The 19088-nt window shown below is 69.6% G+C and carries 16 protein-coding genes; 7 read left to right on the top strand and 9 right to left on the bottom strand.

Translation table 11 applies throughout. The features are described from left to right. Nucleotides 1–8: 8 nt before the first annotated feature. Together OIE13_RS34435 and glyA are read right to left on the bottom strand one after the other, a co-directional pair. A complete protein-coding gene (locus OIE13_RS34435; RefSeq protein ID WP_326645188.1) occupies nucleotides 9–362 on the bottom strand; it encodes a DUF3140 domain-containing protein in 354 nt (117 codons plus the stop codon). Nucleotides 363–648: 286 nt separating this feature from the next. Then, nucleotides 649–1986, bottom strand: coding sequence for a serine hydroxymethyltransferase (glyA, locus tag OIE13_RS34430; RefSeq protein WP_326645190.1), 1338 nt, complete (start codon nucleotides 1984–1986; stop codon nucleotides 649–651). Nucleotides 1987–2656: 670 nt separating this feature from the next. Here glyA and OIE13_RS34425 point away from each other — a divergent pair. The 4 genes from OIE13_RS34425 to OIE13_RS34410 all read left to right on the top strand — a co-directional run bounded on the left by OIE13_RS34425 (nucleotide 2657) and on the right by OIE13_RS34410 (nucleotide 7927). Next, nucleotides 2657–4390 carry an ABC transporter ATP-binding protein gene (locus OIE13_RS34425; protein ID WP_326829274.1) on the top strand — a complete coding sequence of 578 codons (1734 nt, stop codon included), beginning with the start codon at nucleotides 2657–2659 and terminating at the stop codon, nucleotides 4388–4390. Beyond that, nucleotides 4387–6399: an ABC transporter ATP-binding protein gene (locus OIE13_RS34420; protein ID WP_326645193.1), complete on the top strand. Its 2013-nt coding sequence runs from the start codon at nucleotides 4387–4389 to the stop codon at nucleotides 6397–6399. The genes OIE13_RS34425 and OIE13_RS34420 overlap by 4 nt, the downstream gene beginning before the upstream one ends. A 344-nt stretch (nucleotides 6400–6743) precedes the next feature. Continuing rightward, on the top strand, nucleotides 6744–7079 hold the full coding sequence (locus tag OIE13_RS34415) for an SDR family oxidoreductase (protein WP_326645195.1): 336 nt from the start codon (nucleotides 6744–6746) through the stop codon (nucleotides 7077–7079). Beyond that, the gene (locus OIE13_RS34410) at nucleotides 7076–7927 is read left to right on the top strand and encodes an NAD-dependent protein deacetylase (RefSeq protein WP_326829273.1); all 852 of its coding nucleotides are present in this window, start codon (nucleotides 7076–7078) and stop codon (nucleotides 7925–7927) included. Before OIE13_RS34415 ends, OIE13_RS34410 begins: the two co-directional genes overlap by 4 nt. Nucleotides 7928–7973: 46 nt before the next feature. On the opposite strand, the gene OIE13_RS34405 is transcribed toward OIE13_RS34410, so the two are convergent. Continuing rightward, a complete protein-coding gene (locus tag OIE13_RS34405; RefSeq protein WP_326645199.1) occupies nucleotides 7974–8657 on the bottom strand; it encodes an HAD family hydrolase in 684 nt (227 codons plus the stop codon). 377 nt (nucleotides 8658–9034) lie between these two features. On the opposite strand from OIE13_RS34405, the gene OIE13_RS34400 reads away from it, so the two are divergent. Further along, nucleotides 9035–9562, top strand: coding sequence for a hypothetical protein (locus OIE13_RS34400; protein WP_326645201.1), 528 nt, complete (start codon nucleotides 9035–9037; stop codon nucleotides 9560–9562). 18 nt (nucleotides 9563–9580) lie between these two features. Next, nucleotides 9581–10600: a peptidase gene (locus OIE13_RS34395; protein WP_326645204.1), complete on the top strand. Its 1020-nt coding sequence runs from the start codon at nucleotides 9581–9583 to the stop codon at nucleotides 10598–10600. A 201-nt stretch (nucleotides 10601–10801) separates the two neighbouring features. Here the strand turns inward: OIE13_RS34395 and OIE13_RS34390 are convergent, their stop codons facing one another. Further along, nucleotides 10802–14290: an indolepyruvate ferredoxin oxidoreductase family protein gene (locus OIE13_RS34390; protein ID WP_326645206.1), complete on the bottom strand. Its 3489-nt coding sequence runs from the start codon at nucleotides 14288–14290 to the stop codon at nucleotides 10802–10804. Between the two features lie 135 nt (nucleotides 14291–14425). Between OIE13_RS34390 and OIE13_RS34385 the strand changes: the two genes are divergently transcribed. After that, nucleotides 14426–14929, top strand: coding sequence for an Lrp/AsnC family transcriptional regulator (locus OIE13_RS34385; protein WP_326645208.1), 504 nt, complete (start codon nucleotides 14426–14428; stop codon nucleotides 14927–14929). 141 nt (nucleotides 14930–15070) lie between these two features. On the opposite strand, the gene OIE13_RS34380 is transcribed toward OIE13_RS34385, so the two are convergent. From OIE13_RS34380 to OIE13_RS34360, 5 genes are all read right to left on the bottom strand, one after another. Beyond that, nucleotides 15071–15667 (bottom strand): dihydrofolate reductase family protein, encoded by a 597-nt coding sequence (locus OIE13_RS34380; protein ID WP_326645210.1) that lies wholly within the window; start codon nucleotides 15665–15667, stop codon nucleotides 15071–15073. Nucleotides 15668–15692: 25 nt separating this feature from the next. After that, on the bottom strand, nucleotides 15693–16445 hold the full coding sequence (locus OIE13_RS34375) for an SRPBCC family protein (RefSeq protein ID WP_326645211.1): 753 nt from the start codon (nucleotides 16443–16445) through the stop codon (nucleotides 15693–15695). Next, nucleotides 16442–17029, bottom strand: coding sequence for an ArsR/SmtB family transcription factor (locus OIE13_RS34370; protein WP_326645213.1), 588 nt, complete (start codon nucleotides 17027–17029; stop codon nucleotides 16442–16444). The genes OIE13_RS34375 and OIE13_RS34370 overlap by 4 nt, the downstream gene beginning before the upstream one ends. A gap of 469 nt (nucleotides 17030–17498) precedes the next feature. Beyond that, nucleotides 17499–17987 carry a GNAT family N-acetyltransferase gene (locus tag OIE13_RS34365; RefSeq protein ID WP_326645216.1) on the bottom strand — a complete coding sequence of 163 codons (489 nt, stop codon included), beginning with the start codon at nucleotides 17985–17987 and terminating at the stop codon, nucleotides 17499–17501. A 341-nt stretch (nucleotides 17988–18328) separates the two neighbouring features. Next, nucleotides 18329–18955: a transcriptional regulator gene (locus OIE13_RS34360; protein WP_326645218.1), complete on the bottom strand. Its 627-nt coding sequence runs from the start codon at nucleotides 18953–18955 to the stop codon at nucleotides 18329–18331. Nucleotides 18956–19088 lie beyond the last annotated feature (133 nt).

The raw sequence follows: 19088 nt of genomic DNA, 5'->3' as shown, positions 1-19088 counted from the left end.
GGTCGCGGTCAGCCCCAGAGCCGGGACGGCCGGAGCGGGTTGTGCCCGACCTCCAGCAGCGCCCGCCGCCGGTCGTCGTCGTCATCGCCGACCTTCCCCTCGGCCGGCGTGTCCTCGACGCGGTCGACGGCCTGGCGCATCGTCTCGATGTCGTCCGAGGTCAGATCGGCCTTCCGCTTGCCGAGGACCCCGAGCACCTGGCGCCCGAGCGGTGGCATGACCGCCTCGGGGCTCCTGGCGGCGCCCCCGTCCACCGAGGCCGATGCCAGCAGGAAGTCCCGCAGCTCCTCCGACGTCATGTTCACGACCTCGTGGAACTCCTGCCACACCAGGTCGAGGATCAGATCCGATTGGTCGGCCATTGTGCTCTCCTCTCACGCCGGGCCTCTGCGGCCACGCCCCGGACCAGGAGCGGCCGCCGGCGGATCGGATCTCCCCCGGCGGGGACGCGCGGCGGCGGGCGCACGGCCCGCCCTGCCCCGGCTTCCACGCCGCTAACACGGGAACCGGGGTACGGGCGGAATTCAGCACGGCGCGACGTATGCCCCCTCAACCGGGATCATCCGGACCGACGTCCACCCCTCAACCGGGATCATCCGGACCGACGTCCACCCCTCAACCGGGATCATCCGAGCCGACGTCCACCCTTCAGGCGGGGTTGTCCACCGTGAAGCGCACGCCGGAGAAGCGGCTCCGCCATTCGGTGACCTCCGGCGCCACGGTGCCCGGGTCGACGTTCTCATCCAGGCCGCGGGCGATGAACGAGGCCAGCTCCGGCATGTCCGCCTCGGTCATCCCGAGCCTGACGATCTCCGGCGTACCGATGCGCAGGCCGTTCACGTCCCCCTCGACCGCCTCCACCGGCAGGCCGATGCCGCTGCTGAGCAGGTTCGCCTCGCGCAGTCGCCGGGCGGCCCGCTGCCCGCCGCCGTAGCGGTGGGCCGGCACGGAGAACTGGTGAGAGCGGGTGCACCCCCGGTCGGCGGCGAAGATCGGGACGCCGAGGGCGAGCAGTTCGTCCGCCAGCCGCCGCGCGGTCGCGATCATCTCTCGCGCGTAGGCGGGCCCTGCCACCTTCCAGTCGAGCATGGTCATGGCGAGCGCGGCGGTCTTGCCCGCGTCGAAGTTGGCGGTCAGTCCCGGATAGGCGATCGCGTCGAGCCGTTCGGCCAGCTCGGCGTCGTTGGTCACGATGAGCCCGCCCGCCGGTCCGCCCAGGCTCTTGTACGTGCTCATGGTGATCAGGTGGGCGCCCTCCTCCAGCGGTTGCGGCCACGCCTTCCCGGCGATCATGCCGCAGAGGTGGGCGGCGTCAAAGAGCACACGGGCGCCGACCGAGTCGGCGATCTCGCGGATGCTCGCCACGGGGTGGTGGAACAGGTTGAGGCTGCCACCGATGGTGATCAGCTTCGGCCGTACCCGCTCGGCGAGCTCGCGCAGGGCGTCGACGTCCACCGTGTAGCCGTCCGGCGTGACGGGGGCGGGAACGATGTTCAGCCCGTACAGGCCGGCCGCGCCGGGCTCGTGGTGTGTGACGTGGCCGCCGATGCTCGCCGGCGGGGCGATGATCGTGTCACCGGGTTCGCAGGTGGCCATGAACGTGTAGAGGTTCGCCAGCGCTCCCGAACCGACGCGTACCTCGGCGTAGCCGGCACCGAAGACCTCCGCGGCCAGCTCGGCGGCGATGATCTCGATCTGCTCGATCGCCTCCAGACCCATCTCGTACTTCTCGCCCGGGTACCCCAGTGACGGCCGCGATCCGAGGCCGGCCGAGAGCAGCGCCTCGGCCCGGGGGTTCATGATGTTCGTGGCCGGGTTCAGGTTGACCGACTCGATGTCGTGGATGCGGTGGTTGTCGGCCACCAGCCGTTCGATCTCGCTCTGGACCGAGAAGGTGGTCTGGTCCGTCACGGCCTTCAGTACGGACCGGACGCGGTCCTCGGTGACGGCGGGCACCCACGGACGGTGGGCGAGGGCACGGGGCATCAGGTGTTCTCCTGGTCGACAGGCAGACGACTGTCGTGGTGATGTCAGGTTGTCTGCCACACGACGTTAGATCGGGGATGATGCCCACCGCATCAGGTGAAAGATGGGGTTTTTCATGCTATTTTCCTACATTTGCCGGAAAAAGATTCCAGGCCACACCGGAAACGATCACTTCTTTCACAGGATCCCCACACGTACCTCCTGCCCCTCGGGGCACCGCCCGAAGACCACATGCCCGAAGACCACATTCCCGAAGACCGCATACGGTCGAACCGCAATAAATGGGTAAGCGGCTCATCCGCTTGCTTTGTAGGATGACCGGCGTGCCAGGGCTCCCCCATCCGGCAGGTGCTCACCGGCCTGATCGAGCCCCCACGACCGGCTGCGCCATGGCCGCCGACTGTCGCATGCGACCGCCGGGGATTCGTCGAGGGCGACCCGCTGCCGCTCTCGGAGATCGTTTTCATGCCGCCGGTCGGGGCCCGCATGTATCCCGGCCTCGGCCCGCTCACTTGACCTCAACCGAGGTTCAGGTCGCAGGCTGAGTCCGATACTCCCCGCTGGAGGAAATCCTCATGATCCCGGCTACCGGGGCGACGGGCGAGGCCGACCGACGACCGGTCCCCCGGCGCGACGCCCCTCTCCCGGCCAACCCACCTAAAGAGACCCCATGCTGACCCGTCTGCTCCGCACGTACCTGCGCCCCTACTCGGCGGCGCTGACCGCCGTGGTGGTGCTGCAACTGGTCGGCACCATCGCCTCGCTCTATCTGCCCAGCCTGAACGCCGACATCATCGACCAGGGCGTCGCCACCGGCGACACCGGCTACATCCTGTCCGCGGGGGGCTGGATGCTGGCCATCTCCCTCGTGCAGATCGCCTGCTCGATCGCGGCGGTCTACTACGGCTCCCACGCGGCCATGGGGTTCGGGCGCGACCTCCGCTCGGCGATCTTCCACCAGGTCGGCGACTTCTCCGCCAGGGAGGTCTCCCGCTTCGGAGCCCCCTCCCTGATCACCCGCGGGACCAATGACGTGCAGCAGGTCCAGATGCTCGTCGTGATGACCTGCACGATGCTGGTCACGGCCCCCATCATGGGCGTCGGCGGCATCATCATGGCGCTGCGCCAGGACCTCGGCCTGTCCTGGCTCATGCTCGTCTGCGTCCCCGCGCTGCTGGTGTCGATCGGCCTGATCACCGTCCGCATGGTCCCCCAGTTCCGCGCGATGCAGGAACGCATCGACCAGGTCAACCAGGTGCTGCGCGAGCAGCTCACCGGCATCCGCGTGGTGCGCGCCTTCGTCCGCGAGCGCGAGGAGACCCGCCGGTTCGCCGACGCCAACGACGCGCTGACCGGCACCGCGCTGCGCGTGGGACGGCTGAGCGCGCTCACCTTCCCCACCGTGATGCTGATCCTCAACGTCTCCAGCGGCGCCGTGCTCTGGTTCGGTGCCGGGCGGGTGGACAGCGGCGAGATGCAGATCGGCGCCCTGACCGCGTTCCTGATGTATCTGATGCAGATCCTCATGTCGGTGATGATGGCCGGCTTCATCTCGATGATGATCCCGCGCGCCGCGGTCTGCGCCGAGCGCATCACCGAGGTGCTCGACACCGAGTCGTCGGTGACGCCACCCCGCGACCCGGTACGGCAGGTGAGCGGCCGCGCCGAGCTGGAGATGCGCGACGTCGAGTTCCGCTACCCGGGTGCGGAGGCACCCGTGCTGTCCGGCATCTCCTTCCGCGTGGCGGCGGGACAGACCACCGCCGTGATCGGCAGCACCGGCTCCGGCAAGACGACGCTGGTCTCGCTGGTGCCCAGGCTGTTCGACGCCACCTCGGGCACGGTCTCCGTCAACGGCGTCGACGTCCGCGACCTCGATCCCCAGCTGCTCTGGTCGCGCATCGGCCTGGTGCCGCAGAAGCCGTACCTGTTCAGCGGCACCGTCGCCAGCAACCTGCGCTACGGCAACCCGGACGCGAGCGACGAGGAGCTGTGGGAGGCGCTGGAGATCGCCCAGGCCCGCGACTTCGTCGAGGCGATGCCCGAGGGCCTCGCCGCACCCATCACCCAGGGTGGCACGAACGTGTCCGGTGGGCAGCGACAGCGGCTGTCCATCGCCAGGGCGCTGGTCAGCAAGCCCGAGATCTACCTGTTCGACGACTCGTTCTCGGCCCTGGACCTGGCCACCGACGCGCGGCTGCGCGCCGCCCTGCGCCCGCACACCGCCGAGGCCGCCGTCATCATCGTCGGCCAGCGGGTCTCCACCGTCGCCGACTCCGACCAGATCATCGTCCTGGACGACGGTGTGGTCGTCGGTCTGGGGACCCATGACGAACTGCTGGATTCCTGCCCGACGTACATCGAGATCGTCGAGTCCCAACTAGCCGCGGAGACCGCAGCATGAGCGACCGTCCCACGACGACCACGCGACCACCCGCCGGAGGTGGCGGCGGCTTCGGCAGGGGCCCCATCGGGGGAGGAGCCGGGATGCCCGCGGAGAAGTCAATGAACTTCGGGTCCTCCGCGCGACGGCTGATGCGGCGGACGAACCCCGACCGCCCGAAGCTGCTGGCCGTGGCCGGCCTCGCCGTGACCAGCGTGGTGCTCTCCGTCATCGGGCCGAAGATCATCGGTCACGCGACGGACCTGATCTTCACCGGGGTGATCGGCAAGCAGCTGCCCGCCGGGAGGAGCCCGGAGCAGGCCATCGAGGCGGCCCGCGCGTCGGGCAACGACAACTTCGCCAACCTGCTCTCGGTGATGGACGTCGTACCGGGGCAGGGCATCGACTTCGGCGCGCTGGGCACGGTCCTGATGTGGGTCCTGGGGGTCTACGTCGCGTCGTCGCTCTTCGCCTGGTATCAGGGTTACCTGCTCAACGACGTGGTGCAGCGCACCGTCTACCGGCTGCGGGAGGAGGTCGAGGAGAAGCTGAACCGGCTTCCGCTGCGGTTCTTCGACGGCCAGCCGCGCGGCGAGCTGCTCAGCCGGGTCACCAACGACATCGACAACGTCTCGCAGACCCTGCAGCAGACGATGAGCCAGCTGCTGAACTCGCTGCTGCTGGTGATCGGCGTGCTCGCGATGATGTTCGTGATCTCGCCGCTGCTCGCGCTGATCGCCCTGGTGACCATCCCGCTGACGGTGATCGTCACCGGGATGATCGCGAAACGCTCGCAGGGGCACTTCGTCGCGCAGTGGAAGCACACCGGCAGCCTGAACGCCCACATCGAGGAGGCGTTCACCGGCCACGAGCTGGTGAAGGTGTTCGGACGCCGCCCCGAGGTCGAGGAGGTGTTCCGCCAGCGGAACGAGGAGCTGTTCAAGGCCGGCTTCGGCGCCCAGTTCGTCTCCGGGATCATCATGCCGATGATGATGTTCATCGGGAACCTCAACTACGTCGCCATCGCCGTCGTCGGGGGCCTGCGGGTCGCCACCGGGGCGATGAGCCTGGGCGACGTGCAGGCGTTCATCCAGTACTCACGGCAGTTCACCCAGCCGCTGACCCAGGTCGCCTCGATGGCCAACCTGTTGCAGTCGGGGGTGGCCTCGGCCGAGCGGGTCTTCGAGCTGCTCGACGCCGCGGAGCAGGACCCCGACCCCGCGGACCCGGTGGTGCCCACCGGCAGGCGGGGCCGCGTCGAGTTCGAGCACGTGTCCTTCAGCTACGACCCGGAGCAGCCCCTCATCGAGGACCTGTCCCTGGTGGCCGACCCCGGGAACACCGTCGCGATCGTCGGCCCGACCGGCGCGGGCAAGACCACCCTGGTCAACCTCGTCATGCGCTTCTACGAGCTGAACTCGGGCCGGATCACCCTCGACGGCGTCGACATCACCGCGATGCGCCGCGACGACCTGCGCTCGCACATCGGCATGGTGCTGCAGGACACCTGGCTGTTCGGTGGCACCATCCGAGAGAACATCGCCTACGGCAACCCTCGGGCCACCGAGGAGCAGCTCCTCGCCGCCGCGCGTGCCACCTTCGTCGACCGTTTCGTCCGCACCCTGCCGGACGGCTATGACACCGTGATCGACGAGGAGGGGAGCAACGTCAGCGCCGGGGAGAAGCAGCTGCTGACCATCGCCCGCGCCTTCCTCGCCGATCCGTCGCTGCTCATCCTCGACGAGGCCACCAGCTCGGTCGACACCCGCACCGAGGTCCTGGTGCAGCACGCCATGGCCGCGCTGCGCTCGGACCGCACCAGCTTCGTCATCGCCCACCGGCTGTCGACCATCCGCGACGCGGACCTCATCCTGGTCATGGAGGAGGGAAGCATCGTCGAACACGGCACCCACGACGAACTACTCGCCGCCGGGGGCGCCTACCACCGCCTGTACTCCGCGCAGTTCAGCGGTGCTCTCACAGACGAGGAGACGGTCACCGAGGGAGTGCCCACGACGGTCTCACCGTGACCGAGGGAGTGCCCACAACGGCCTCAGTGCCCGAGGGGGTGCCCACGCGGTCTCACCGTGCCCGATGCCCGGGCACCGGGCACCGGGCACCGGGCACCGGGCACCGGGCACCGGCAGGATCGGCGTCCCGTTCTCGCGGGAGTCAGAATCTGACGCGAACGGTGTCCGCCCCGCCTCCCCACCCCATAACCGTGATCTTTCGGACATCCGAGAACAGTACCGACCTCGTGCCCAGGTCGTAGGGAATCCTGAGAAGCCCGTTCCGGCGAGTCGGCCCTATTGACCTCAATCAAAGTTGAGGTCTCATGCTGATCACGACGTTCCCATCGGCAAAGGAGATCCTCATGATTCTGGTTACCGGGGCGACCGGCAAGGTCGGCGGACAGGCCGTGGCCCAGCTCCTCGAAGCGGGTGCCGCCGTGCGCGCGCTGACCCGAAACCCCTCCTCCGCCAGGCTCCCGGAAGGCGCCGAGATCGTACCCGGCGACCTGGCCGACCCCGGCAGCCTGGACACCGCACTGGACGGGGTCGACTCGGTGTTCCTCGTCTGGCCCACCCTCTCGGCCGACCACGCAAGGGAAGAGCACGCCCCGGAAAACGGGACGGCCCGGATCAACGGAAGACCCAAGGGCAGACCCGAGGACAGCCGGTACGCGTGGTGGGTCAGTATGGAGAGGTGAGCGAGGATACGAGCACGCTGGCGAGGTTGCTGGCCGCGGGCGGTGTCGTGGTGCTGAGCGGGGCCGGGATATCGACGGAGTCGGGGATTCCCGACTACCGGGGGCCGAGTGGGGCCCTGACCCGGCACACCCCGATGACCTACCAGACGTTCACCGGCGACCCGGCGGCCAGACGGCGCTACTGGGCCCGGAGCCACATCGGATGGCGGGCGATGACCCGGGCGGCGCCGAACAGCGGCCACCACGCGGTCGCGCAACTCCAGCGACGGGGCCTGGTGGCCGGAATCGTGACGCAGAACGTCGACGGCCTGCACCAGGCGGGCGGCGCCCAGGCGGTGGTCGAGCTGCACGGCAGCCTGCATCACGTGGTCTGCCTCGACTGCGGTGATTCGAGCCCGCGCGAGGAGCTGGACCGCCGCCTGACACGGGCGAATCCCCGGTTCGCCGTCCGGAGCGCCGCGATCAACCCGGACGGCGACGTCGAGCTGCGGGACGAGGAGATCGACGGGTTCCAGCTAGTCGGATGCCGAGCCTGCGACCGGGGGGTGCTCAAGCCCGACGTCGTCTTCTTCGGGGAGACCGTCCCACCGGAGCGAGTACGCGAGTGCTACTCCCTCGTGGAGGGAGCACGCCTTCTCCTGGTGCTCGGGTCGTCACTGACGGTGATGTCCGGCCGCCGGTTCGTGCTGCACGCCGCGAAGCTCGGTATCCCCGTGGCGATCGTCAACCAGGGCCCGACCCGCGGTGACGGCTACGCGACGCTCACCGTCGACGCTCCGCTGGGCACGGTCCTTCCGGAACTGGTCCACCGCTACGAGGCCACCGCCGGGATCACAAGCTCCAGATGAGTGCCCGTACGACGGCTGGTCCACCGCTACGAGGCCACCGCCGGGATCACAAGCTCCGAATGAGGGCCCGTACGACGGCTTCGGTGTCGGCGAGGTCTTCCAGCACCAGCTCCGCGCCGGCCTCCTTCAGTGCCCGGACGTCGCTGGAACCCGTGGCGACGGCCACCACCCTCGCCCCGCCCTGATGACCGGCAAGAACGTCGTTCGGTGTGTCCCCGACCAACACCGTGTTGTGCGCGGTGAAGGACTCCCCGTACTTCTGCGCCGCGCGCTTCTGCGCCAGGCCCACCAGCACGGCGCGGTCCTCGTGGTCCATCCCGTAGGCCCCCACCTCGAAGTCCACAAAACGCTCCAGCTCGAACGCCTTGAGCTTGCCGATCGCCAGCGGTTCCATGTTCCCGGTGAGCAGCGACTGGATCACGTCGGCCCGGCCCGCCAGCACGTCGAGCACCTCGCGCACCCCCGCCAGCACCCTGCCCCGCTGCGAGATCTCCGCCTGGTAGACGACGAACGCCTCGGCGAGGGCCGCGACGAAGGAGTTCAGCAACTTCTCCGACACCTCGACGTCGTGCATCCGGAGCGTCTCCGCCGTGATCGCCCAGTCGGTCCGCCCCGCCATGGCCGCAACCCGCCGCATCGGCTGCCCGGTCACCGCCTGGAACGCCTCGGCGTAGATGTCCCGGCCGACCCCGTCGATGCTGACCAGCGTGTGATCGATGTCCCACAGCACAAGCGTTCTAGAAGAGCCCATCATCCGAGCCTAGCGAAGCGGGTATCCCCCCCGCTGACGGCCTCTCCCACCGGAAAAGGGTGCCTGGTCGTGGACCTATCGCCCGACGACCTCTCCCACCGGAGCTCCGCGTCGAACCGGCCCCGGAAAAGGGTGCACGGTCGTGGACCTATCGTCGAAGTCCGCGCCTTTCGGCATTTCATTGCCATGGAACGGTATTGCAGCGATTGCACGCGTCGCGCCTTTGATCTTGCCTCAACCGCGAAGAGTTATCGTCCACTACGAGGCGTGATGGCATGCCTGCATGCTTGATCTCTTAGGTCAAGCGTCCGAGCTGCGCATCGCCTCTCACATCCGCTTGAACATTGGATCAGAAGATGCGTAAACCGTTTTTGGCGATCGCCGCAGCTGTCGGCCTCACCCTTGTCGCAGCGACCGCCCTGCCCGCCCTGGCCGTGGACACCACCGTCACGTTCTCGATCACGGCCACCGGTCTCACGATCAACGCGCCGGGGTCGGCGAACCTGGGCTCGGTGGCATCCGGCGCCGCCAGCATCTCGGGGCAGATCGGTCCCGTCACGGTGACCGACGAGCGCGCCACCCTGAACGGTTCCTGGACCGCGACCGTCACCGGCACCGACTTCACCACCGGCGGGGCCACGGGGCCCGAGACCATCTCGAACATCAACCTCAGCTATTCCCCCGGGGCCGCCACCGCCACGACGGGCGAGGGGACCTTCACACCCGGCCCCGGCGGCATCATCAACGTGCCGCGCACCGCGTTCACCGGTACCGAGCTCACCGGTAACAACACCGCCACCTGGAATCCGACGCTCACCGTGACGATTCCGGCCGCGACCGTCGCGGGAACATACACCGGCACCGTCACCCATTCGGTCGCCTGACCGCAGCCGGCGACAATCGTGCGTCTTCGTACCGTCGTCGCAGGGCTGCTGGTGGCCGGGGCTCTCGCCCCGGCCACCGGCGCGCTCGACAGGCCCGCGCCGGCGGCGGCCTCCTCGCCCGCGGGCGGCATCGGGATCCGCCTGCTCGAAGCACCGGTCGCTGCGCGAGCCGACGCGCGGGCCTGGACCTACATCATCGATCACCTCACCCCGGGTTCCGTCATTCACCGGCGGGTCGAGGTGTTCAACACGACCGGCTCGCCCAAACAGCTTTCGCTCTACACGGCCGCGGCACAGGTACGTGACCGGAAATTCCAGTTCGCCACCGATCGCACCGCCAATGAGCTGTCCACTTGGACCAGCACGGACCGGCATGAGGTGACCCTGGCCCCGCACGCCCGCTCGGCGGTCACCGCGACCATCACCGTGCCGGACGAGGCCGCCCCCGGAGAGCGCTACGCCGTGATCTGGGCCCAGGCGGCCAAGGCCGCGCCGCCCGGTGGAGGCATCGCCGAGGTCAACCGCGTCGGTATCCGGATCTACCTGTCCGTCGGTCGCGGCAACCCACCGGCATCGGACTTCACCATCGACTCTCTGACGGCCCAACGGTCACCCACCGGTCAGCAGATCGTCTTGGCGCAGGTGCACAACACCGGAGGCCGCGCACTCGACCTGAGCGGCGACCTGAAACTGACCAACGGCTCCGGAAGCCTGAGCGCGGGCCCGTTCAAGGTCCAAACGGGCACGACGCTCGCTCCCGGCGACGCCGGATCCGTCGCCTGCGCCCTCAACGAGCAGGTGCCCGACGGGCCGTGGCGCGCCCGTATCCGATTGGAAAGCGGGCTGACGAAACGTACCTCCGAAGCGACCATCCGGTTCCCCGCCGCAGGGACAGCACAAGCGGTCAAGGCGGAAACGGACCCGAGCCACTACCCCATGGTGGCGCTGGTCGGCGTCGTCCTCGCCGCACTCGCGGCGATCACGTTCCTGCTGATCCAGCGGAAACGCCGTTCGCGCCGGGAACCGAGCAACGCCTGAGATATCCGCGGATCAGCCGGGAACCGAGCAACACCCGAGATATCCCTGGATCAGCCGGGAACGTCGGCCACATCTCAACCGATGCCACGCCTGCATGGACCGCCCTCCGCTGCCGTCGCGACCGTGACCACCGCGACGGCAGCGACGGCAGCGACGGCAGCGACGCGGACTCCGGTCACCTGCTCCTCCGCGACATCGTGGTCAGCGAAGGAGCCTCAGCACCTCATTGCCGAGCGGGACGCCGAGCTCGCCGCGGCGCTCGCGGTAGCGCTCGACGTTCGCCAGCTTGACCCCCTCGTAGCCGCGTACCAGTTCCGCGGCCCCGGCGGCCTGCACCGCGCGGTCGTAGCCGGCCGCGTCGAGCGTCCGGGCCAGCTCGGCGACCATGTCCCGGTAGTCGGCCGCCAGTGCGCGCTCAAGCCGGCGGACGTGCGCGAACCCGAACGGGTCCAGCGGCGTCCCCCTCAGCACGCGCCCCTTGGCGAGCCCGCGCAGTACCGGCCGGAACCAGGGACCCAGCTTGAGTTTCCCACTGACCCCCATCGATCGCAGCATCGGCGGGTGCAGGTTGTAGGTGACCTTCGTGGCCCCCGGAACCTGCCCGGCGACGGGGTCGGCGGCAGGGGCGGTGAGCAGGCGGGCCACCTCGTACTCGTCCTTGTACGCCCAGAGCCGGTGCACGCCACGGGCCACCGCCTCGCTGAAGGCCGTCGCCTCACCCACGGCCCGCTCCGCGGTCCAGGCGGTCTCGACAAGGTCGACGTAGCGCCGGGCCAGGTCCGCGCCGGAGTGCGCCCGCAGCTCCACGGCCCGCAGGCCCGCCAGCCGGGCGGTCTCGCCCTCCATCGACCGGCCGGCCAGGAACTCCGAGCCGTCTGGGCCACCACCGGCAGCGGCCGGCCGTACCCCGTCACCCGAGATGGCCCTGGCGAACGCGGCCGGGTCGGCGACGCCGACCCGGCCCCAGCGGAAGGCGTCGGTGTTGAGGTCGGCCTTCACCCCGTTGAGCGCTATCGCCCGCTCGATGGCCCGCGCGGTCAGCGGCAGCGCACCGGCCTGGAACGCGGCCCCCACGACCAGCAGGTTCGCCACGTCCGTGGAGCCGAACAGCGCTTCGGCGGCACCGAGCGCGTCCAGCTCGTGCAGGCTGGAGGTCGTGTTCCGCAGGCGCGCGAGCATCGGCTCGGCATCCGGATAGGTGAGTCCGGCGTCGTACACCATCTCCCCCGTCGGCGTCCGGCTCGTCGAGGCGATCGCGACGGTGCGGTCCGGGGCGGCCAGGACCAGGTTCTTGGCGTCGGTGCCCACGAGCAGGTCGAACGCCAGCACTGTGTCGGCACCGGCGGTGCTGATCCGGTTGGCCGGTTCACCGCCGTCGACCGAGATCCGCAGATGTGACGTCACCGGTCCCGCCTTCTGCGACAGGCCGGTCTGGTCGAGGCCGACGCTGCGCAGGCCGTCGTGCAGGGCGGCGGTGGCCAGGACCGCGTTGACCGTCACGATGCCCGTGCCGCCGATCCCGGCCAGGAACACGTCATACGTCGGGCTCGCCACGGGAATGACCGGATCCGCCACCGAAGGGGGCTCGGGTCGCGACCCGGACACGGGCTTGCGGGAGGGGTCGACCCGTACGGTGACGAACGACGGGCAGTCTCCCTGCAGGCAGGTGTAGTCGGTGTTGCAGGAGGTCTGGTCGATCCGGGTCTTGCGGCCGAGCTCGGTCTCGACGGGCTGCACCGACAGGCAGTTGCTCTTCACCCCGCAGTCGCCGCATCCCTCGCAGACGCTCTCGTTGATGACGACCCGCTCCGTCCGCTCGGCGAGCCGGCCGCGCTTCCTCAGCCGCCTGGCCTCGGCCGCGCACTGCTGGTCGTAGACGAGCACGGTGACGCCCGGCACGTCGCGGAGCAGTCGCTGCGCCTCGTCGAGCCGGTCACGGTGCCAGACGAGAGTTCCCGGCGCGAACCGGGCTCGCCTGCCGTAGCCGCGGGGTGTCTCGGAGCAGACGATGATCCTGGCCACGCCCTCGGCGTGCAGCTTGCGCGTCAGTGCCGGAACGCTCAGGGCGCCCTGGGGGTCCTGAGCACCGGTCATCGCGACGACCTGGTTGTAGAGGATCTTGTAGGTGATGTTCACCCCGGCCGCCACGCACGCCTGCAGCGCCAGCTGGCCGGAGTGGAAGAACGTGCCGTCGCCGACGTTCTGGAAGATGTGCGGCACGTCGGTGAACTGCGACTGTCCCAGCCACTGCGTCCCCTCGCCGCCCATCTGCGTCAACGAGGTGACCCGCGCGCTCTCCCGGTCGGCGATCGTCACCATGGTGTGGCACCCGATGCCGCCCGCTCCCAGCGACCCTTCGGGAAGCACCGTCGACCGGTTGTGCGGGCAGCCGCTGCAGAAGTACGGAGTGCGGCTCGCCACCGGTGTCAGGCTGAGTGTCATCCGGGGTGCCCTCGGCGGCGGGGCGAGCTCGACCCGGCCGGCGAGCAGCCCGCGCAGCGGCCCGGTCAGCCGGTCGGCGTTCAGCAGTCCCCCGGCGGGTACCAGCGTCCTGCCGTCCGCGTCCCGCTTTCCCAGCACCGCCGGAGCGTCGGCCGAGCCGTACAGCAGGTCGCGCACCTGGCTCTCGACGAAGGAGGTCTTCTCCTCCACGACCAGGATCTGGCGGAGCCCGCGCGCGAACCGCCGCAGGGTGCCGGCCCCGAGCGGGTAGGGCATCCCGATCCGCATCAGCCGGATCCCGGCCCGCTCAAGATCCCGCTGGTCGAGGCCCAGGTCGAGCAGGGCCTGCCGTACCGCGTCGTACGTCGTGCCGGGCGCCGCGATCCCGAGCCAGGCGTCGGCGGGGTCGACCTCGACGACGTCCAGCGGGTTGGCGGCTCCGAACGCCTCGACCGTCGCCCATCGGGGACCGAACAGGTCGGCCTCGGCGAGCAGGCTGTCGGTCGGGGAGAGCATGGTGCGCTGCCGGTAGGTCCACGGCCGCCCCTCCCACTCGATCCGGGGAACCTCTATGTGCATGTCGGCGAAGTCGCGGTCGACCGTGAAAAGCCCGTCGGCCACCGTGGTGACGACCTTGACGCCGACCCAGCAGCCCGACGCCCTGGACAGGGCGATGCCGTACAGCCCGAGGGCGATCATTTCCTCGGCGTCGCGCGGGTAGAGCACGGGCAGCCCCATCGCGGCCAGGGCGCGCTCGCTGACACACGGCAGCGTGGACGAGGAGGAGCCGGGATCGTCACCCGCGAGGGCCAGCACCCCGCCGCGCGGGTCGACGCCGTACGTGGACGCGTGCCGGATCGCGTCGCCCGACCTGTCGACGCCGGGCCCCTTGCCGTACCAGAGACCCACGACACCGTCGTGGGTCCGCTGCCCGCCGGGCAGTGCGCTCTGGCTGCCCCAGACGGCCGTGGCTCCGAGCTCCTCGTTGAGACCGGGAAGCAGGCGCAGGTCATCGGACCTCAGACCGGCGAGCGTCTTGTCCAGCCCGGCCAGCGGGCTGCCCTGGTATCCCGACACGAACGTGGCGGTGCGCAGACCGGCCCGCTCGTCGCGCTCACGCTGCTCGACGATCAACCGGCCGACGGCCTGGACACCCGTCAGCAGCACCGGGCCGGAACCCGGCCGGTAGCGATCGGCGAGGTCGATGCGGGCACCCGCCCCGGCCACAGGATCGGCGGTCTGGGTCATGTGTGCCCCCTTCACCAGAACTGACGTATATGTCGGTAAATTTGGGGTTAGATTGGCTAGCACGTCAAGGTTCTGCAGGAATGTTGAGCGCGATGCTCAGCTAGTACCCACGACAAGCGATGACAGGTGAGCACAGTGACCAGCATTGACCGGCTCGACGCGGAGCTTCTGACCGCCCTGTCCGAAGACCCCCGGGCCGGGACCAGCGAGCTCGCGGCCCGGCTGGGGGTCGCACGGAACACGGTCCAGGCCCGGTACCAGCGGCTCGTCGAGTCGGGGGTGCTGACGGGCTTCAGCGCCCGCGTCGATCTGGAACGCCTCGGCCTGCCGGTGACCGCGTTCCTGCACCTGCAGCTCGCCCAGGGCACCCTGGGCGAGGTCACCGACGCGCTCGGGCGGCTGAGCCAGGTCCTTGAGGTCTGCATCACCACCGGCACCAGCGACCTCATGGTCCGGGTGGCCTGCCGCAGCCACGCCGAGCTGCAGTCGCTGATCCAGGAGGTCCTGACACTCCGCGGCGTCGTACGGTCGACCACCGAGATCGCCCTGACGACCCCGGTGGAGTACCGCCTCGGCCCGCTGCTCGCGACCCTGACCAGCGACCGGGGCCGCGGCCGCAGCGGCGAGCAGCGCCGCTGAATCGACCCCGACCCGTTCACCCTGGATTCAGCTCTGCCCGGCCTCCCCGCCCACCAGCGCGTAGGTCTCGTCCAGGACGTTCACCGACCAGCCGAACATCTCCTGGTAGAAGCGTCGCGCCGGACCTGCCTACGGTGCGACCTACCCCTCGGCGACCGGCCGGTAGGTGCACACGTGCACGCCCGCGTCGCTGATGACCGTGGAGGCCAGTTCGAGCGTGCGCAGCCCACCGTCGTCGGGGAAGATCGTCTTGCCGCCGCCGAGGATCACCGGCATGATCATGAGCCGGAGCTCGTCGACCAGGCCCTCGCGCAGCAGGGTGCGCACGAGCGTGGGGCTCCCCATGGCCACCAGGTCGCCGCCGTCGGTCTCGTGCAGCTTCCGGATGTGGGCGACGGCCTCGCCGCCGGAGATGCGCGTGGTGTTGTTCCACGTCAGCTCGTCGTCGCCCAGCGTCTCGGACACGACGTACTTCGGGATGGAGTTCATCTGGTCGGCGAACGGGTCGCCGGCCCGCTCGGGCCACGCCGCGGCCATCGTCTGCCAGGTGCGGCGCCCGAACAGCAGCGCCTCGGCCTTGGCCATCGCGTCGTCGAAGGCGCCACCCACCACTTCATCATCGAAGAACGGGTGCGACCAGCCGCCGTGGGCGAAGCCGCCGTCGGTGTCCTCGTCGGATCCGCCCGGCGCCTGCACGACGCCGTCCAAGCTCATGAACTCAGTGATCACGATACGCATGGGACTCGCTCCTTTGGTGGGTGTGTTATTGAGTTTTGGTGCCACTGATGCCGAAGCTCTCGGCCATCCATGCCTCCCACGAGGCCTGCTCGTCGCGGCCCGCGAAGTTCTGGTGGCCGAGCACGAGGATGTCGCCTCGGTCCGTACCGGAGTGGATGAACCGGTACAGGCCCTCGTCCGTCCGGACGCCCAGGTTGACGGGCAGGTTCGCGTAGTAGACGACCCCGGCGGAGCCGTCCGGGAGTCGGACGTCGTCGCCCTCGCCGACCTCCGGGGTGACGCCCAGCGCCTGGGTGACGGTCTTCCAGACGGCGTCCGGGCTGCCCGCTCCGGGCCGGAAGACCGTGGTGACCGCCGGGGTGCGGCCGGTGAAGTACGTGAGGTACGCCCTGAGGGTCTCCTGGTAGATGGGCCAGCCGGCCTTCATCGCCTCGAACTCGGTCTCCCAGTCATCGCCGAGCATGCCGCTCTGCACGACCCGCAGCACGGTCGTGCCGCCGCCGCGCCCCTCGATGAGGTACTCGAACGCCATGAACTGGCCGTCGGGGGCCTCCGCGCTGCGGGTCGCGAGGCGAGTGCCCGGCTCGTAAGCGGTGATCGTGGCCTGCTCGGTGTGGCCCAGCATGGTCAGGTTCGCCGGGCCGCCCTCGGCGGTGCCCAGCTCGGTGCGTCCCATGAACCAGGAGTCGACGCCCGGACCGGTCGCGATCGCGTCCCAGACCTGCTCGGGCGTGGCGCTGAGCTCGATCTCCTGGTTCAGCTCGAACGGGTGCGTCATCGGGTTTCCTTCATGCTCGGGTGGACGGCGACGACGATCCGGTGGTCGCGGCCGTGCTCGGCGGACTCGTCGTGGTACTTGGACACCAGGGCCGTGACGGCCCCGGTGAGCTCCTGGGTGAACGCGGCCCGGTCGGCGGCCGAGGCGAAGCGCACCTCGCCGTCGATCGCGAAGGTCGCGACGCGTTTGCGCACCTTGGCGGCGCCGGTGATGAGCGCTCCGACGTCGCGGACCAGCCGGGCCGCGACGGCCAGCAGCCAACTCGCCGACAGCTGGTCGGGGGAACGGGCCGGGTCGGGCTCGACCAACGCCAGCGCGGTCGGGGAGATCACGTAGGAGGCCGCGGTCGCGCGCATGATGCGCTCGTTGACGTTGCCCTTGCGGCGTTCCTCGATCATCTCGACGAGCCCGTGCGCCTCAAGCGTCTTCAGGTGGTAGTTGACCTTCTGTCGGGGCAGGCCGACCTTGGCGGCCAGCATGGTCGCGGAGCCGGGCTCGCTCAGCTCGGCCAGCAGCCGGGCCCGGATGGGGTCCAGCGAGACCTCGGCGGCGGCCGGATCCTCGATCACGGCGATTTCCTGCATGACCACAGGCTATGACCGACAAATTTTCTTGTCAAGACAGTCTTGTTTGCCGGTGCGCCGGTGTGCCGGCCTTCCCGGGTGCGCCGGCCTTCCCGGGTGCGCCGGCCTTCCCGGGTGCGCCGGTGTGCCCGGGTGTGCCGGTACGCCGGTGTTCCCGGGTGTGCCGGTGCGCCGGATGTGCCGGTACGCCGGTGTTCCCGGGTGTGCCGGTGCGCCGGATGTGCCGGTACGCCGGTGTTCCCGGGTGTGCCGGTGCGCCGGATGTGCCGGTACGCCGGTGTTCCCGGGTGTGCCGGTGCGCCGGATGTGCCGGTACGCCGGTGTTCCCGGATGTGCCGGTATGCCGGTCTCCCCTGGCTCGGGGCCGGGCGAGCCCGCAGGAGTCGGCGCCGACCGCTGACCGTCGGGGTGGGTGCGGGCGCGGATCGGGTCGTCCAGCGGCGCGATTCCTCTCGGCGACCCGAACACCTCAGAGCGCGCGGTGCATGATGTGCAACCCGACATAGCCCTTCGCCGGGTGCAGAAAACCCTCCGGCACCGTGCCCAGCACCTCGAAGCCGAGCGACCTGTACAGGTTCACCGCGTGCACGTTGGTCTCCACGACCGCGTTGAACTGCATCGCGCGAAAGCCCGCCGCTCGCGCCCACTCCACCGTGTACTCACACAGCGCCCGCCCCACGCCTCGCCCGGAACGCAGCGGATCGACCATGTAGCTGGCGCTCGCGACATGCGAGCCGTTGCCTGCCTGGTTGTTGTTCATCTTCGCCGTACCCAGGATCTTTCCCACGTCGTCGACGGCGACGACCGTACGGTTCGGCGGCGGCAGCAGCCACCAGTCGCGCCCGACGTCCCTGCCGAGGTCGGTCGGGTAGGTAAAGGTCTCGCCGGCGGCGACGATCTCATGGAAGAACGGCCAGATGGCGGGCCAGTCCTCCGTGGTCGCTTCTCTGATCAGCACCCGCACATGGTGCCAGCGGGGCCGCAGGCCCACCAGCGCTTTTCGCCACGTACGACGCCGCGATTGCTCGGCGCGTCCTCACCTTGCCTTGACGTTGTGAACCCCACCGCCACCGAACCGGACCGGCAACGCGATGAGCGGTCCGCCTTCGCCCAGCGCTTCGCCCTCCTCGACAGCAGTACGGCGCGGGCGCGCACATGACAGGGCGCCGTCGCCCAGGAGTCGTCGATGTGGGTGGTGTCGATCGGCGCGGAGGTGCGAGGGCGCGCCGCATCTGGAACCCCAACGGTACGGCGCGATGTCGACAGGCTTCGTGAGCTGGGATATTCGGTAAAGGCGGTTCAGTGTCGCGGGATGCCCAGGGTGACGAGCAGGTCTTCGTGAAGCTGGAACCACACGCTGTGGTAGGACGCGAGGCTGTCCGTCACGTAGTCCAGCTCACCGGACCTGGCACGGGTGAGTGCGTCGGTGAGCCGGACCCGATATCGCTGGAACCGGAGCATCGCCGCGTACAGCTGCGCGCAGACGACATCGGCGCGCCGGTCGAGGTGCGCGAGCCGGTCCAGGACCCGGGAGTCGTAGGCGGGGTCAGTGTGGTCGTTCGGTATCACGACGCCGTCGACGGATCGCAACTGCCAGGCCGTGCAGAGATCAAGCAGCTCCGGATTGAGCACGAGAAAGCCGTCGTACGCCTCGGCCACCGTGGCTCGGGTGCCCGCCGCGTCCAGCTCGGCGGAGATCCGCTCGGCATCCTCGACGCGGCCGGCCTTGGTAAGACCCCACCCACCGAAGTCACCCGGAACATAGGTGACCAGGCCGGCCACCGCGAGATCGATCAGTTCGGATTCGACATCGGGCTCGGGAAGCCCCGCCGCCTCGGACACGCGGGCGAGGCCGGCGGACCCGATGCAGCGAAGCGTGTGGAGCACCAACAGGTCAACGCTGGTCGAATAGGACAGGCTCGGCACGTCGATATGCTACAGCGACGGCCTGGATTCATCCGCTTTCGGCGGAGATCGAGGAACTCGAATGGGCCGACGAGGTCTCGGGCGGCGACTCGGATCGCGACTCGGGCCACGAGGCAGACCGCCTTATCGCGGC

The organism is Streptosporangium sp. NBC_01810, assembly GCF_035917355.1.
Taxonomy (GTDB): domain Bacteria; phylum Actinomycetota; class Actinomycetes; order Streptosporangiales; family Streptosporangiaceae; genus Streptosporangium.
Note: the sequence above shows the minus strand (reverse complement) of the source record. Positions and strands in the feature narration are given on the sequence as shown.